Source organism: Cellvibrio chitinivorans (genome assembly GCF_035117775.1).
Lineage (GTDB): Bacteria > Pseudomonadota > Gammaproteobacteria > Pseudomonadales > Cellvibrionaceae > Cellvibrio > Cellvibrio chitinivorans.
Window position 1 is genome coordinate 990,044 of the sequence record NZ_JAYKKN010000001.1, and the last position, 14,544, is coordinate 1,004,587.

15 protein-coding genes are annotated in these 14,544 nt (G+C 51.7%); all 15 read left to right on the forward strand.

From position 1 onward, the window contains the following. The first annotated feature begins 12 nt into the window (after positions 1–12). Complete coding sequence (gene gspG, locus SPL68_RS04210) at positions 13–456, forward strand: type II secretion system major pseudopilin GspG (RefSeq protein ID WP_323813820.1); 444 nt, start codon at positions 13–15, stop codon at positions 454–456. Between the two features lie 16 nt (positions 457–472). After that, positions 473–1,045 carry a prepilin-type N-terminal cleavage/methylation domain-containing protein gene (locus tag SPL68_RS04215; RefSeq protein ID WP_323813821.1) on the forward strand — a complete coding sequence of 191 codons (573 nt, stop codon included), beginning with the start codon at positions 473–475 and terminating at the stop codon, positions 1,043–1,045. Beyond that, on the forward strand, positions 1,042–1,533 hold the full coding sequence (gene gspI / locus SPL68_RS04220; RefSeq protein ID WP_323813822.1) for a type II secretion system minor pseudopilin GspI: 492 nt from the start codon (positions 1,042–1,044) through the stop codon (positions 1,531–1,533). The genes SPL68_RS04215 and gspI overlap by 4 nt, the downstream gene beginning before the upstream one ends. Positions 1,534–1,544: 11 nt before the next feature. Further along, a complete protein-coding gene (gene gspJ, locus SPL68_RS04225; protein WP_323813823.1) occupies positions 1,545–2,249 on the forward strand; it encodes a type II secretion system minor pseudopilin GspJ in 705 nt (234 codons plus the stop codon). Further along, complete coding sequence (gene gspK / locus SPL68_RS04230) at positions 2,212–3,333, forward strand: type II secretion system minor pseudopilin GspK (RefSeq protein WP_323813824.1); 1,122 nt, start codon at positions 2,212–2,214, stop codon at positions 3,331–3,333. The genes gspJ and gspK overlap by 38 nt, the downstream gene beginning before the upstream one ends. 42 nt (positions 3,334–3,375) lie before the next feature. Continuing rightward, the gene (gene gspL / locus SPL68_RS04235) at positions 3,376–4,647 is read left to right on the forward strand and encodes a type II secretion system protein GspL (protein WP_323813825.1); all 1,272 of its coding nucleotides are present in this window, start codon (positions 3,376–3,378) and stop codon (positions 4,645–4,647) included. Between the two features lie 37 nt (positions 4,648–4,684). Continuing rightward, positions 4,685–5,161 carry a type II secretion system protein M gene (locus tag SPL68_RS04240; RefSeq protein WP_323813826.1) on the forward strand — a complete coding sequence of 159 codons (477 nt, stop codon included), beginning with the start codon at positions 4,685–4,687 and terminating at the stop codon, positions 5,159–5,161. 58 nt (positions 5,162–5,219) lie between these two features. After that, entirely contained in the window at positions 5,220–6,014 is a 795-nt protein-coding gene (locus SPL68_RS04245; RefSeq protein ID WP_323813827.1) for a type II secretion system protein N, read from the forward strand. Next, positions 6,014–7,003, forward strand: coding sequence for an FAD:protein FMN transferase (locus SPL68_RS04250; RefSeq protein ID WP_323814307.1), 990 nt, complete (start codon positions 6,014–6,016; stop codon positions 7,001–7,003). The genes SPL68_RS04245 and SPL68_RS04250 overlap by 1 nt, the downstream gene beginning before the upstream one ends. Positions 7,004–7,303: 300 nt before the next feature. Further along, positions 7,304–7,831, forward strand: a complete 528-nt coding sequence (locus SPL68_RS04255) for an AraC family transcriptional regulator (RefSeq protein ID WP_323813828.1) — start codon at positions 7,304–7,306, stop codon at positions 7,829–7,831. Then, entirely contained in the window at positions 7,819–9,780 is a 1,962-nt protein-coding gene (locus SPL68_RS04260) for a hypothetical protein (protein ID WP_323813829.1), read from the forward strand. Before SPL68_RS04255 ends, SPL68_RS04260 begins: the two co-directional genes overlap by 13 nt. Then, positions 9,777–12,680 carry a tetratricopeptide repeat protein gene (locus SPL68_RS04265; protein WP_323813830.1) on the forward strand — a complete coding sequence of 968 codons (2,904 nt, stop codon included), beginning with the start codon at positions 9,777–9,779 and terminating at the stop codon, positions 12,678–12,680. Before SPL68_RS04260 ends, SPL68_RS04265 begins: the two co-directional genes overlap by 4 nt. Next, on the forward strand, positions 12,667–13,413 hold the full coding sequence (locus tag SPL68_RS04270; protein WP_323813831.1) for a tetratricopeptide repeat protein: 747 nt from the start codon (positions 12,667–12,669) through the stop codon (positions 13,411–13,413). Before SPL68_RS04265 ends, SPL68_RS04270 begins: the two co-directional genes overlap by 14 nt. Next, entirely contained in the window at positions 13,406–13,780 is a 375-nt protein-coding gene (locus SPL68_RS04275) for a hypothetical protein (protein WP_323813832.1), read from the forward strand. The genes SPL68_RS04270 and SPL68_RS04275 overlap by 8 nt, the downstream gene beginning before the upstream one ends. A 65-nt stretch (positions 13,781–13,845) precedes the next feature. Then, positions 13,846–14,523 (forward strand): MotA/TolQ/ExbB proton channel family protein, encoded by a 678-nt coding sequence (locus SPL68_RS04280; protein WP_323813833.1) that lies wholly within the window; start codon positions 13,846–13,848, stop codon positions 14,521–14,523. Positions 14,524–14,544 lie beyond the last annotated feature (21 nt).

The window sequence follows — 14,544 nt, forward strand, 5'->3', positions numbered from 1 at the left end:
GGAAACCTGAAAATGAAAACAAGAAAAATGCAAACCCGCCAGAGCGGTTTTACGCTGGTTGAGATCATGGTGGTGGTAATCATCATCGGCTTGCTGGCCGGTATTGTGGTGCCCAACGTGATGGACAACCTCGATAAAGCCAACGTGCAAAAAGCGCGCGCTGACTTCAGCTCGCTGCAAACCGCGCTTAAGTTGTATCGCATCGACAACTTCAACTTCCCAACCACTGAACAGGGTCTGGAAGCGCTGGTGACCAAAACCTCAATCGCGCCTATTCCGCGCAACTTTAAGGCTAGTGGTTACATCGATAACCTGAACAAAGACCCATGGGGCAACGACTATCAGTACATGAGCCCGGGTGAAGGCAAAGAGTACGATATTTACAGTCTGGGCGCCGATGGTGTGAGCGGCGGTGAAGGCCAGAATGCTGATATCAGCGTCTGGGACGAGCAGTAAACGACAGGTATAACCCGTGAAACCCACCGAGCGCGGCTTTACCCTGATCGAGATCATTTTTGTGGTCTTCATCATCGGCATGGCGGTGGGAGTGATTTCGATTGCGGTCGGTGGCAATGCCGCTGCCGACCAATCGCGCAAAGAGGCCGAAGAGTTTATGTTGCAGGCGAATTACATCGCCGAACAGTCGGTGCTCAAAGGGGAAACCCACGGTTTATTTGTGACGCCGCAACAGGCGCAAGACATCGACGGTGAACAGCAGTGGTGCTACCAGTGGCGCCGTGTGCGCGACCGTCAATGGCAGGACTTACCTGAATTGGCGCAACACTGTCTGGCTGAAGGCCAGGTGATTGAGTTTGTAGTCGATGAAGAACTCTGGGAATTTGACCCGGAGCTGAAGTTTCAGGAGCCGGTGATGGGGTTTTTCCCCAGCGGCGATGGCTCAGGTTTGGTCGAGATCTCGATCCACGCCGATCAGCTTCAAAGCGATGAAGCGGTTGAACCGGAAGAATTTGAACTGGATTTGGCCGGAGAACTACACTGGCTTAGCGAAGAAAAACGGGTCGAAGCGGAGCAGCGTGGGCGATGAATATCTCCTCATTAAAGCGCGCCCGCACAGTTGCCAAACAGCGCGGTTTTACCCTGTTAGAGGCCATGATCGCGCTGATGATTGTCGCCATGGCACTGCCGGCGCTGATCACTTTGGTGATGACCCAGTTGGATGGTTCAGCGGCCATTCGCGATAAAACCTACGCCTATTGGGTGGCTGAAAACCAACTGACGCGCTATCGCCTGCTACAACAGCAGAAGGCCAAAAAAGCGCTGAGCAATTACAAGATTCCGGAAAAAGAAGCCGGTGTGGTCGATATGGCTGGCCTGCGCTGGCAGTGGCAGCTCAAAACCATCGAAATGGAAACCATGCCGGTACCCGGTTTTAAACGCATTGAAATTAGTGTGCGCCTGTTAGGCACAGCCGAAGGCATGAGCCTCGGCAATTCGGCGGTTGATGAGGATGAGCCAGTAATGGCGCGCTTAACCGGCTATATCAGCGACCCTGAAACTGTACGGGTGCAATGATGAACCGGGCTTTGAATCTGAATCTGAATTTGAAACGGGCGCAGGGTTTTACTCTGCTTGAAGTGCTGATTGCGTTGGTGATCTCGGCGCTTATCGCGGTTATGGCATTTGAATCGCTCAACGCAGCTGATAGCGGCGCCACTCGTACCAATGAGGTGCTGACCGAGATCAACCGCATCGATCGCGCCTGGCAAATCATCGCGGCGGATTTGCGCCATGTGATTCCGCCCGCGTCGTCCGATAGAAATACCGTTTTTCAGGCCGAGAGCCTGCGCTCATCAGGCGAGGATGCCGACCAGCTGGTGCTGCTGTTTAAACGCCGCGGCTGGGTCAACTTTTCTAATTTGCCGCGCAGCGATTTGCAGATGGTGAGTTATCGGGTCGAGGACGGCAAACTCTGGCGCGATTTTGCCCCCGAGCGCAATCTCGATTTGGGTGATATAGATCTGGAAGATGAAGATGGCTTTCATCAACTATTGCTCGAAGGTGTTGAGGATTTTCAGCTGCGCATGTTGTTCCAGGGCGCGATCAGTGCCAAGGGCAAGTCAGCGCTCGAAGAGCGCGATTATTCGGACGATTGGCTGCAAAAATGGCCAGACAATAATCAAGCGGGCGCCACCGCGCAGGATTTGCCGCTGGCGGTAGAAATCACCCTTGAACTTAAAGGAGTTGGCAGCAGTGTGCGTCTCTTCGCCATGCCTGAACAGCAGCAATAAGCCGGCGAGCGAGCGCGGTACAGTGCTGGTGCTGGTGCTGCTGATAGTCGCGCTGGTCGCCGGTTTGAGCGTCAAGTTTGCCGCCCAATATCAGTTGGGGCTGGCGCGCGCGGAAACCCGCTGGCATGGCGCTCAGGCGCGCGCGTTTCTGGAGGGAACGGAAGAAGTTGCCAAACTGATGTTTCCTGAGGCAGATATAGACCCGAATATCGACTATTTGGGAGAGCCTTGGGCAGGTGAAGTACCCATTGAAGATGAGGGTGTGTCTGGTTTTGCCAAGCTGACCGATGCCACTACCCAGTTGAATTTGAATGACTTGGCGCGGCCGATTGACCTGACCAAGCCGGAGGGCACGCCCGACCGCTACAGTGAGCCACAGCGGCGCTTTATCCGCCTGTTGCAGACTTTTCCCGATCTGCCGCTCGACCAAAATCAGGCCGAGATGCTGCTTGCCGGGGTAGTGGACTGGGTGGATGCAGACGATGCCGAATCGGGTCCTGGCGGCGCCGAATCCAATTTTTATCAGGGCATGAAAGAGCCCTATCGCGCAGCCAATGCGCTGTTTAAATCGGTAGATGAATTGCGTCTTGTGCGCGGTTTTAATGAAAGCCCGATGCTGGTTACGCGCCTGCAGCCGTTTATCACCGCACTGCCGGTGGCCGACGCGGGGTTGAATATCAATACGCTGGATGTGGTTGGCCCCTACGGCGAAGAGATCAATAATCTGTTGCTGTGCATTAATGGCAAAGATGATCTAGTGCCGTCCAATCCGACCGAAATTGCGCAGTTTATTGAGTTGCGTCCGGTGGCTGGTTTTGCGGATAAAACCGCTATCTCCACGGCGTGGGACACCATGTTTGCGGGCAAGCCGCTGGATATCGATGGTCTGAATACGGCTACCAAGTATTTCTGGCTGAACTCCACGGTGCAGCTGGTTGATCAGCGCCGCAGTATGCGCAGCCTGATGATGCGCGGCTCGGAGGCGAGCAGCCTCAAGGTGATCCGCCGCGACGATGTATTTGAGCTGCCCTATGTAGATCAGGGCAAAGATGATAAAGATGGCGATTCGGAACTCGTTGAATAAGCCTTAAAACCAATCTGATTGAGCAAAGAGTTAGAGCAAATTATGTCCATGCAATTGGTGCTCTCTGTATCCACTTCTGATGATGGCAAAACCCTCGCGGATCATTTCCGCTGGTGTTGGCTGGGCGCCGATGGCCTGCCCGCCGATGAAGGTGCCAGCGGCAACCGCGATCAACTGCGCGCTGCGCTTGGCGACCGGCCGGGCAACCCGCAATCGGCGTGGTTAATCCTGCCCGGCAGCCGGGTGAATACCCGTCAGCTGGAATACAGCGATAAAGAAAAAAAGCACCTGCGCAATCTTTTGCCTTATCAGCTGGAAGATTCGGTGGTGGGCGATGTTGAAGACCTGCACTTTGCGCTGGGCACACCGGCCGATGGCAAAGTCGTCGTCGCTTTTGCCGATAAGGTCTGGCTGCAAGCGGCCTTTGCCGAATTGGCGGCCCTGGGTATTGAAGTCACCCGCTGCTGGGCTGCGCCTCTGACCCTGCCGTTGGCAGCAGAGGCTGCAAGCGATCTTGGCAATCACTGGTCGCTGGGGTTGTATCAACAGCAGGTGTATTTGCGCTACAGCAACAGCCTCGGTTTTAGCATCGCCCAATCCCATGCGCGCATGGCGCTGCAATTGTTGCTACGCGATCAGGAGCGAGCGGATCGTCTGCCCAATCTGCATTTGCGCGCCGCAAGCGAAGCTGATTTGGCAACATTGGGCGAATTGATTCCCGTCGAGCTGCAAGATTCCATCGCCAGCCAGACACTGGCCGATGAGTGGATGCTGGATTACAGCAACAGCGCTATCGATCTGTGCCAAGGCGATTTTTCCCAGCGCTTGCCAATCGAACGCTGGTGGAAACTCTGGCAGTCAGTGGCGATTTTTGCCGGTGTCTGTGTGGCGGTTTATCTGGGCAGTCTGCTGTTTGAAATCAGCAAACTGGGCGGCGAAAACCTCAAAATCCGCCAGCAAATCGAGACGACCGCGCGCAGTGTTATCACCCAAGGCCGTATTGTCGATCCCGAAAAACAATTGAATACCATGCTGAAACAGCATCAACCAGCCGGTCAATCGACCAGCGTGATTGAGCTGCTGACACTGGTTTTGCCGCAAATTTCGCAGGTGCCCAATGTGAGCATCAAAGGCATTGCCTTTGCGGGTGAAGCGGGTGAGTTGAACCTCAATATTCAGGCCAGCAGCTTTAATGACTTTGAAACCGTGAGTCAGAATATTCGCAATCAGGGCTTAAATGCGGAGACTTCCAGCTTTAACGCTCAAGGCAATGTGCAGACTGCGCGCCTGAAAGTGACGAAAAATCCTAACTAATTGAATTTTGCCAACAGGTTTTTAATCGGTAGCCGCTATGAATCAGCTTCTGAATTTTCTCAATAAATACAACCGCCGCGAGCAGATGCTCATCCTCGGCTGCGGTTTGGCTGTCGCACTCTATCTAGTGTGGCTGCTGGTGTTTGTGCCCATCCAGAAAAAGCGCGATCAACTGCTCGCGGCCAATGTCGCCACCACCCAAACCCTTGGGCGAGTGCAGATAGCTGCCGCACAAATCCAGCAGGCGCGCGCTGCGGGGGTGAACTTGAGCAATGAAAATATCAATGGCCTGATCGACAGCACCTTGCGCGCTAATGGCTTGTCGATGAACGGTTTCCAACCGGGCGCCAATGGTGAAGTGCGCGTGCGTTTGGATCGCGCTGCCTATGGCCCACTGATGCAATGGCTGTACGAAATTGAAGTTAATCAGGGCATTCGAGTGAGCGATTTATCCATCGCCGCCACCAATGATCCGGGTCAGGTGACGGTGAATCTGCGCCTGCAAAAAAACTAATCAATAACAACTCCTGTCGATCAATCGATACCACCTAGAAGATGATTGAAACCCGCTTATGAGCCGTATACCCCTGATTTTGAAATCCTATAAAAAACTCTGGATTCCGCTGGGCATAGTCCTGTTTTTGGTGTTTGTGATTACCAGTATTCCGGCGATTTGGGGCGCCTATGTGCTTACGCGTGGCACCGGCCTTGCGATGAATGGCGTGACCGGCACTCTTTGGAATGGCCGCGCGAGTCTGGTCAGTGTGCGAAATGGGCCACAGGAGATTTCGCTCGGGCAACTTAACTGGACGCTCAGCCCGCTGTCGCTGCTAACTCTTAGTCCTTGCGCCCAAGTCACCACCAATATGCCCATGCAGCAATTTGAAGGCGAGGTGTGCAGCAGTCTGAGTGGCGTACTCAAGGTGCGCAAGGCCGATGTATCTCTTCCTGCAGCACTCTTGCAATCCAAGGTGCCGGTGCCGATTCAGGGGCAATTTTCAACCCACATCGATGAGCTGGAGCTGCGCGGCAATGTGCTGCTGAAACTCAAAGGTAATCTCACCTGGAATGGCGCTATGGTGAATACCGGTAGCCGCTGGTTGGATGTTGGCAGCTTCGGTGCTGAATTGAGCGATAACGGCAACAACGGTATTAATGCCAAACTCTTTCAGTTGGCAGGCCCGGTGGATGTGAACTTGCAGATCGAACTGGCCGCTCCGGCAGGTGGCAAAGTGACGGGCGAACTGGCGGCACCCAAATCCTTTTTTGAATCAGCCAATGCCATCGATATGCTCGCGATGTTTGCGCAAGAAGATCGCGTGGACGAGCAGGGTAAAACCCATTATCGCGTTGATATAAACCTGTGATGACGCGCGCGCGCCAACTGCTTATCTGTGCCCTACTGGTGGCAGTTAGCCCATTGGCATTGGCCAAATGGCACGGCGATGCGCAAGACATCATGGGTACCAATGTCAGTGTGACTCTCTGGCTGGAAGACGATCAAAAAGCCGAGCAGGCCATAGCGGCGGTGATGGCGGAAATGCGCCGTATCGATGAGCAGTTCAGCCCCTATATCGAAACCAGCGAACTTTATCGCGTCAATCAACTAGCCCCTAAAGCTAGCGCTGAAGAACCCATCAGTATCTCCGCTGAATTGGCGTCAATTATCGCTAGGGCTAATCGCTACAGCGAACTGAGCGGCGGCGCTTTTGACCTCACCTTCGCCTCCATTGGCCGCTATTACGATTACCGCAACAAGCTCTCCCCTAGCGAGCAGCAGCGCGCGGACTTATTGCCTGCAATCAACTACCGTTTGATTCACCTGAATAGCAAAAACAACACTGTCTGGTTTGGGCACCCGAAGTTGTATATCGATTTGGGTGGTATCGCCAAAGGTTATGCGGTGGATAGATCCATGGCGATTGTGCAGTCGTTTGGCGTCGAACACGCGAGTATTACTGCCGGTGGCGACAGCCGCGTGATTGGCGATAAATTCGGCCGCCCTTGGTTGATCGGGATTAAAAATCCGCGCGCCGATGCCGTTGCCATCACTCTGCCGCTTGAAAATGTTGCCGTCTCCACATCGGGCGATTACGAGCGCTACTTTATCGACGACAAAGGCGAGCGGGTGCATCACATCATCAACCCGCGCACCGGCAAATCTACTAACGGTATTAACAGCGTCACCATCATCGGCCCCGAGGGTTTTGATACTGACCCGCTTTCTACGACTGTGTTTGTATTGGGCGAGGAAAAGGGGCTGGCGCTGATCAATAAGTTGCCGGGTTTTGATGCGGTTATCATCAACAGCAGCGGCAAGGTGTCCTACAGCAAAGGGCTGATGCCGCCTGAATAACCATCTGCTTTAAGCGACACATTTAGAAGATAGCAATTTGCGAAAAGCGTCCTAAGCTTCTATGCGCGAGCTCAAGCAAAAGTGACTTTTTGCGTGCGCGTAAATTGTTAATTCACGACATAACACGACATAAAAACGAATCCCGGTTTGATTTCTGTGTGTTCAACATCACACTCTAAGTGCCAAAAAATATACAAATAAGCCGCTTTTGGCACTCAGAGCGAATTGGTCTGCAAAATGCAAACTGCATTCGGTTGCCGGGGCCATGCTGGCCGTCCATTAATACTTTGGAGAAAGACCATGCTTCACCCCCTGCGCCAGGGTTTTTGTCTGGCTTTTGTATTTTCCCTGCTTATCTCATCGCTAGCGTTTGCGCAAACGGGTGACAAAACCGCTGGGCAAGTGGAATCCCTCAAAGAATCGGTGCTTACTCTCAATCGCGATTTATTGATTCTCGAAGAAGAGTTGCTTTACCCCGCCAGCAGTCAGGTGGCGGTGTATGTGTCTATGGATTTGGGCGAGTTTTTTACGCTCGATGCGATCAAGTTGGAAATCGATAACAAACTGGTCGCGAGCGAACTCTATACCGACAAACAGACCAAGGCGCTGTATCGCGGCGGCGTGCAGCGTTTGTATATCGGCAATTTAAAAGCCGGTGAACATGAGATCAGCGCATTTTTTACCGGGCGTGGACCGCAGCAGGATTACAAGCGCGGCGCCAAGTTGATCATTACCAAAGCGCAGGAGCCGCTGGTGCTGGAGTTGCGCATAGTGGATTCCACCGCGCAATTGCAGCCGGTATTTGAAATCAAACAATGGCAGATGTAATGCGTTTGGCGATGTCGATACGGTCTTATCTATTGGCATTGGGGGTGGCTGTCACTCCTTTGCCGATTGCCGCGCAAGAGGAACCCAAAACTGCCGTGGCGGATTTGCGCTACGGCGTCGCGCTTTATCATTACTATCAACAAGATTACATTTCCGCGCTCGCTGAATTGATGGTTGCCGATACGCGCGACGGCATTCAGGGTCACAGTGACAACCCTGAGTTAATCGCCGGCGGCGTCAGCCTCGCCTTTGGTATGCAGCAACATGCCGAAGCGGTTTTTACTCGCATTTTGCAAGATGAGCGCCGCCCGCAATCGGTGCGCGACGCGGCATGGTTTTATCTTGGCAAGTTACATTACACGCGCGGCGATTGGGCTGCCGCTGAGCAAAGTTTTGCACGCGTCAGCAGTGAATTTAATCCTGCATTGCGCGCGCAGATGCAATCCCTGCAAATCAATATTCGCATCCGCAATAACAATTATGCCGATCTGACGCTCGATAATATCGATGCAGACGCTCTGCGTTCCTGGAGCCCTTTCACCTTTTACAATTTGGGCGCAGCTCACGCGCGTGAAGGCAATTTTTCCAACGCACAAACATTTTTTAGCGAGCTGGAAAATATCGATATTGCAGACAGCCCCGCGCGCCGCAAAGAGCAGTGGGCGCTGCAAGACAAAGCCTATACCGCGCTGGGTTACAGCTATCTGGCCGAAAAAAAATACGCCGCCGCGATTCGCGAATTTACCAAGGTGCGCCTCGATGGCATTTTCGCCAATCAAGCACTTTTGGGTTACGGTTGGGCAGCGGTTGCGCAAGAAGAATATGCGCATGCGCTCAGACCCTGGCAGTTGTTACAGCAGCGCAGCTTGATGTATCCCGCCGTGCAGGAGTCGCTGCTCGCTGTGCCCTACGCCTATGAAAAATTGGCGGCACAAGGCGAGGCGGTGAGCGCGTATCACACCGCAGAAGAATTGCTTACGCGTGAAATTCAATTAATTCGCGATATGCGCGCAACGCTCACCGAAGGTGAGTTGCTGACGTTGATTGGCAGCGAGCCGCTCTCCGCTGAAGATGCAAAAGAAGTGTTGCGCGCGGATGCTGCGGGCGATGCCGCACTCACGGCAGTAGTGACCGACGATGGCCAAAACTGGTTGAAGTTGGATAACACCAGCATCATCAAAACCCGCTCGGCTTATCTCAACGAATTATTCGCAAAAAATGCTTTTCAAACTGCCGTATTGGATTTGCGCGATCTGTTGCGCCTGCAAAAACTGTTGCAAAACTGGCAGCCGAAACTTGATGCCTATCATGACTTGCTGTTGCAAAAACAAGCCGCGCGCGGCCGTCAAGAACAACAATTGGCACAAATTGCGGTCGCTCAGCGCGAGCAACAATTAACCGCAGAGCGCAATGCATTTGCACAGCGTTTGGAGCAAATTCAGCGCGATGAAAATGTGATTGCACTGGCCGATGAAGAAACCCGTGCGCTCTACGCGCGTATTGAGCGTGGTGAGCAAACTATCACACGTATGAAAGCAGCAGGTCAGGATACGCGTGAGCTGGAGATTCGCCTCAATATGTTTGGCGGAATTTTATTGTGGCGCGCCGCGCAAAACTATCCTGCGCAAGTTGCTGCGCAGCAAGCCGAATTAAAAGTGATTGATGAAAATCTCGCGCAAATCGCCAAGACTCGGCAAAACATTGCGGACATCACTGCGACCAGCATGGACATCCAGCCGACTTTGGCGCGCTTGCAAGTATTGAACAAAGACGTCAGTGCGCAATTAGCTAATACCGATCAACTCATTGCTAAACAAAGCCAGCAATTGCGCAAGCAGGTGGATCTGCAATTGGCCGCACATGAAAAACGGTTGAATAATTATTTGGCGCAAGCGCATCTTGCCGTAGCGCGTTTGTACGACGCCGAGTTAAGGAAGCAACCCGAATGATGCACCTTAAGCGCAATCTAAATCACAGTATGATTTCGCGCAGTCTACTCGCGTTAGCGGTAGCTACAGTGATGCAATTGCAAGGCTGTAGTGTGATGCAATTGGGCGATGACGGGCGCGGTAAAACTCTCGCTGATTTGCCTGTTGCGACTATGCCCAATGCCAAAACTCCGGTAGCCGTTTTGGATATGGCACGCATCGAACAAAGTTATCAGCGCGCCTTAGCGGTTGCAGAAGATCCCGCTTTACGCCAACAAATTATGGTGCGCCTTGCCGACTTGGAAATGGCGCGCAGTGAAAAAAATCAGTTGAATGCCAGCGAAGTTCATCGCTTCTACGACAAGCCAGTCGCTATGTATAGCGAGCTGTTAAAAATGCAGGAGAGCGGTGCGCAACCCGTTAAAGGAATCGAAGCTGATCAGCTGCGTTATAAGCTTGCCAAGGCGATGTCGCTCGATGGTCGCACTGCCGAGGCGGGAGTTGTGTTGGATCAGTTAGCAGGCACTAATCCCAATTCTGAATTTATGGCGGAGACACAATTTCGCCGCGCCGAAAAATCCTTTGCCGATGGCGACTACGCCGCGGCTGAGCGCAATTACGATGCCGTCGTAAAAGGCAACAATCCTGACTTGCAGCAAAATGCCCTGTATATGAAAGGCTGGTCGCAATTCAAACGCGGCGATTACGACCTCGCACTGATTTCATTTGCACAGGTGCTCGATCAATTAATCGGTCACGCTAGCGATGCGAAAGATGTGGATGCTGCCTTGGGCGATATAGGCGCATCCAAAACCAATTTGGTGAAAGATACTTTGCGCGTAATGGCGCTGTCGCTGTCTTATCTTGAAGGTGCAAAATCCATCAGCGAATTACAAACCCAGTTGGGTGGTGGTCGCGCTTACGAATACCTGCTCTATCAACAGCTCGGGCAGTTGTACCTCGACCAAAAAAATTACACCGATAGCGCCGAAACCTATCAGCATTATGTACAGCACAATGCCAATTCCGATTTTGCGCCCAGTTTTAGTATTAAAGTCATCGATGTGTATCAGCAGGGCAATTTCCCCAGTTTAATATTGCCAGCGAAACAAGATTTTATTGAGCGCTACGGTATTAGCAGCAATTACTGGACGCAGCGCAAAGGCGCAATTGGCGATAATGCACTGGCCTATTTGCACCAATCGCTACAAGAACTCGCACAATTTGAACATGCACAAGCGCAATCTTTACGTGCGAAAAAAAGTCCGGAAGCAACAGCGGCATTTGGTCGCGCAGCAAAATGGTATCGCGAGTTTGTGCAAACCTTTGCTCAGGATGCACAGGTTGCGGAGATGACTTTCCTGCTGGGCGAATGCCTCAACGAAGCGGGAGACTTGCCCGCTGCTATGGATGCCTACGAACAAGTCGCTTACGGCTATATGGATAAATTGCGCGGCGCCGATGCTGGTTATGCCGCGATTTTATTGCCGCAGCAATTAATTCAATCGGCGCGCAGTCTGCCCGATAATCGTTTGCCCGAATGGCAAAATCGCAAAATTCAAAACGCATTAAATTTTGCCGATGTGTATAACACCGATCCGCGTGCTGTTGCGGTGCTTGCTGAAGCCGCCGATGATTTGCTGCAACAAAATCGCTATGTGGATGCAAAAATGGTTGCCGAGCGGGTGATCGAATGGCAACCGCCTGCTGAAGGAAAGTTATTGTTTTCAAGCTGGCTGATTCTCGGGCACAGTCGTTTTGAAACCAAAGAATATGCTGCGGCTGAGCAGGCATATATGCAGGTGTTAGCGCTCTTGCCCGCTTACGGTAAAAATCCCGGTGCACCTAGCGCGCAACAAGTGCGCGAGCGAGTGGCCGCGAGTATTTATCGCCAGGCTGAAGCCAGTTTGGAATTTGGCGATAAAGATGCCGCCATCGCGCAATTGCTGCGTATCACTCAAGTCACACCCGATACTGAAATCGCGGCCAAGGCGCAATACGACGCCGGTGTCTATTTGATGGATCAAGAAAAATGGTCGCAGGCAGAAAATGTGTATCTTGGCTTCCGCAAAAAATATCCTTCAAATCCACTTGCCGCTACTCTGCCGGAAAAAATGGTATTGATTTATCAAAACCAAAATAAATGGCAGCAGGCGGCCGATGAATTGGTGGTTATGGAGCGCACCAGTACCGACCCGGATGTAAAACGCCAGTCGCTCTACATGGGCGCCGAGCTTTACGAAAAATCGGGTAAACGCGCGCAGGCGATTGAACAGTATCGCCGCTACGCAACGGATTATCCGCGCCCGTTGGCAAACAATATGGAAGCACAATTTAAGTTGACCGAGTTGTATGCCGCGAGTGGAGAAAAAGATAAGCGCTTGTACTGGCTGCAAAATATTGTAAACACCCACAATCGCGCCGGTGCGGCAAAAACCGACCGCTCGACTTATCTGGCGGCGAGTGCACAAACTGAACTGGCGCAACCAGCCTATGACGAATTCTCGCGCATTCAACTGACGCTGCCGTTGAAAAACAGTTTGCAGCGTAAACGCGCCGCACTGGAAAAAGCTTTAAAAGCGCAGGAGCAAATTTTGGCGTTTGGTGTGAGTGAATTTACTACCGAGGCAAGTTTTAAAATTGGTGAAATCTACGCACAACTCAGTCGCGACTTAATGAATTCACAGCGGCCAAAAGAACTGGATGAGCTGGCGCTTGAACAGTACGAAATTCTATTGGAAGAACAGGCTTATCCCTTTGAGGAAAAAGCGATTGAGATTCATGAGGCCAACGCCCAGCGCAGTTGGAAAGGCACTTACGATGCAGGTGTAAAGCGCAGCTTTGATGCACTCGCAAAATTACTGCCCGCGCGTTACAACAAATCTGAATCGCGCTTGGAGGTGAGCAATGAAATTCATTAAGCTCATTCTCTGTATACATGTATTGATGTTGGTTGCCTGTTCATCCGCACCCACAAAAAAAGCAGCGGGCAAAAATGAAGATGCACCAATAGCGGTGGCAGCTGCTGGCGAATCGATACTGCCAGCTGGGCCGGTTACGCCTAACCCTTATTTGCAAAACAAAACCTCGGTTAGCCGTCAAGCGCAACAAAATTTTAATGACGCCACCCGCGCTATGCGCAATAAGCAGTGGGCGCAAGCGGAAACTCTGTTGCAAAAAGTGATTGCGGAAAATTCAAAATTATCCGGCGCGCATTTGAATTTGGGGTTGGTGTATCGCGCGCAAAATGAAAACAGTCGCGCTGCCCAAGCGTTTAACGATGCTATAGCCGCTAACCACACCAATCTGGATGCCTACAACCAGCTCGCTATTTTGCAGCGCGAACAGGGCGACTTTTCTGCAGCCGAAGCCACCTACAAAAAGGCGATAAGCCTCTGGCCATTTCATCCAGACAGTCATAAAAATATCGCCATACTTTACGATTTGTATATGGGCAAAAGTGCCGAAGCACTCCCTCATTACGAAGCCTATTTACAGTTGATGGGTGGTAACGATAAACAAGCGTTGAGTTGGATCGCCGATTTGCAGCGCCGTTTGGGGATAACACCAAAACCCAAAGCTGCACCTGCTACCGAAGCAGCCACTGAAACTCCTGTTACCGAAGAAGCTGTGGAGGATGTGAGTGATGAATAAATTTTATTTGCTAGTCGGTCTGTGTTTATCTGCAGTCAATGTATTAGCGCAGGATGCAGATGTGCCTGCTGAATCTGCACAAGCAACTGCACCATCAGCTACGCAAACAACAACCACAGCGGATGAAACAAAAGCAGCCAACAATAAAATGGTGAGTGAAGGCAGCATCAGTTTGCAAACAACAGTGACAGGTAATCAGGAGCAGCCGCGGGTTATGTATATTTTGCCTTGGCAGTCGCCATTGAGCCCTGAGTTGGAAATGGAAATGTTAAGCAGTCAGGAAGACGCCGTGTTCGGCCATGTTGAACGCGACGAATTGCAGCGCAGTTTGGAAGCCGCAGGTGAATTGGATGTGGATGACGAATAAGTTTTTTATTTAATGTTTTCTCTTTTTATTTTCATTTTATTGTAGATGTCGAGGTTAATAAGATTATGGATACTCTGATTCGTTTTTTTCAAGATGGCGGCGCGTTTATGTACCCCATCGCCGTGGTGTTGGTGATTGGTTTGGCAATCGCGCTTGAACGTTGGTTGGTGTTGACTGCAGCGAAAAGCGCAAACCGCCAAGCGTTTGATCGCATTCTGCCGTTATTGCAGAAAAAAGATTACAACGGTGTGTTGAATGTAGGTAAAAGCAGCAGTGCACCTATCGCTCGCATCATCGCATCTGGTATTGCACGTATGGCGCAATCACCACGTCGCGATGATATTGAGTTGGCGATGGAAGAAGGTGTGATGGAAGCCATGCCGCGCTTGGAAAAACGCACAGCATATTTGGCAACGCTGGCGAACATCTCAACTCTGATGGGTTTGCTCGGAACCATTATCGGTTTGATTCAAGCCTTTACCGCGGTAGCAAGCGCTGACCCGGCAGAAAAGGCTGCGCTTTTGTCATCGTCAATTGCGGTTGCGATGAATACCACCGCTTTTGGTTTGATCGCAGCAATTCCGCTGTTGTTGATTCACTCAATGCTGCAAAGTAAAACCACCGAAATTATCGATAGCTTGGAAATGGCCGGCGTGAAGTGCCTGAATATTATTTCGCACGTGCAAGATGTACCGCGCACACGCACACAAGATGCCGCGGCAAAACCACAGGTTGCGCAATAAGCGTTTGTTAGCAAAGCCAAG

Bases quoted from the DNA above. Each gene is read 5' to 3' on its own strand.
- SPL68_RS04250 (WP_323814307.1), top strand. From the start codon at position 6,014: ATGACGCGCGCGCGCCAACTGCTTATCTGTGCCCTACTGGTGGCAGTT.
- SPL68_RS04275 (WP_323813832.1), top strand. From the start codon at position 13,406: ATGAATAAATTTTATTTGCTAGTCGGTCTGTGTTTATCTGCAGTCAAT.
- gspL (WP_323813825.1), top strand. From the start codon at position 3,376: ATGTCCATGCAATTGGTGCTCTCTGTATCCACTTCTGATGATGGCAAA.
- SPL68_RS04260 (WP_323813829.1), top strand. From the start codon at position 7,819: ATGGCAGATGTAATGCGTTTGGCGATGTCGATACGGTCTTATCTATTG.
- SPL68_RS04240 (WP_323813826.1), top strand. From the start codon at position 4,685: ATGAATCAGCTTCTGAATTTTCTCAATAAATACAACCGCCGCGAGCAG.
- gspG (WP_323813820.1), top strand. From the start codon at position 13: ATGAAAACAAGAAAAATGCAAACCCGCCAGAGCGGTTTTACGCTGGTT.
- SPL68_RS04280 (WP_323813833.1), top strand. From the start codon at position 13,846: ATGGATACTCTGATTCGTTTTTTTCAAGATGGCGGCGCGTTTATGTAC.
- SPL68_RS04270 (WP_323813831.1), top strand. From the start codon at position 12,667: ATGAAATTCATTAAGCTCATTCTCTGTATACATGTATTGATGTTGGTT.
- SPL68_RS04245 (WP_323813827.1), top strand. From the start codon at position 5,220: ATGAGCCGTATACCCCTGATTTTGAAATCCTATAAAAAACTCTGGATT.
- gspI (WP_323813822.1), top strand. From the start codon at position 1,042: ATGAATATCTCCTCATTAAAGCGCGCCCGCACAGTTGCCAAACAGCGC.
- SPL68_RS04265 (WP_323813830.1), top strand. From the start codon at position 9,777: ATGATGCACCTTAAGCGCAATCTAAATCACAGTATGATTTCGCGCAGT.
- SPL68_RS04255 (WP_323813828.1), top strand. From the start codon at position 7,304: ATGCTTCACCCCCTGCGCCAGGGTTTTTGTCTGGCTTTTGTATTTTCC.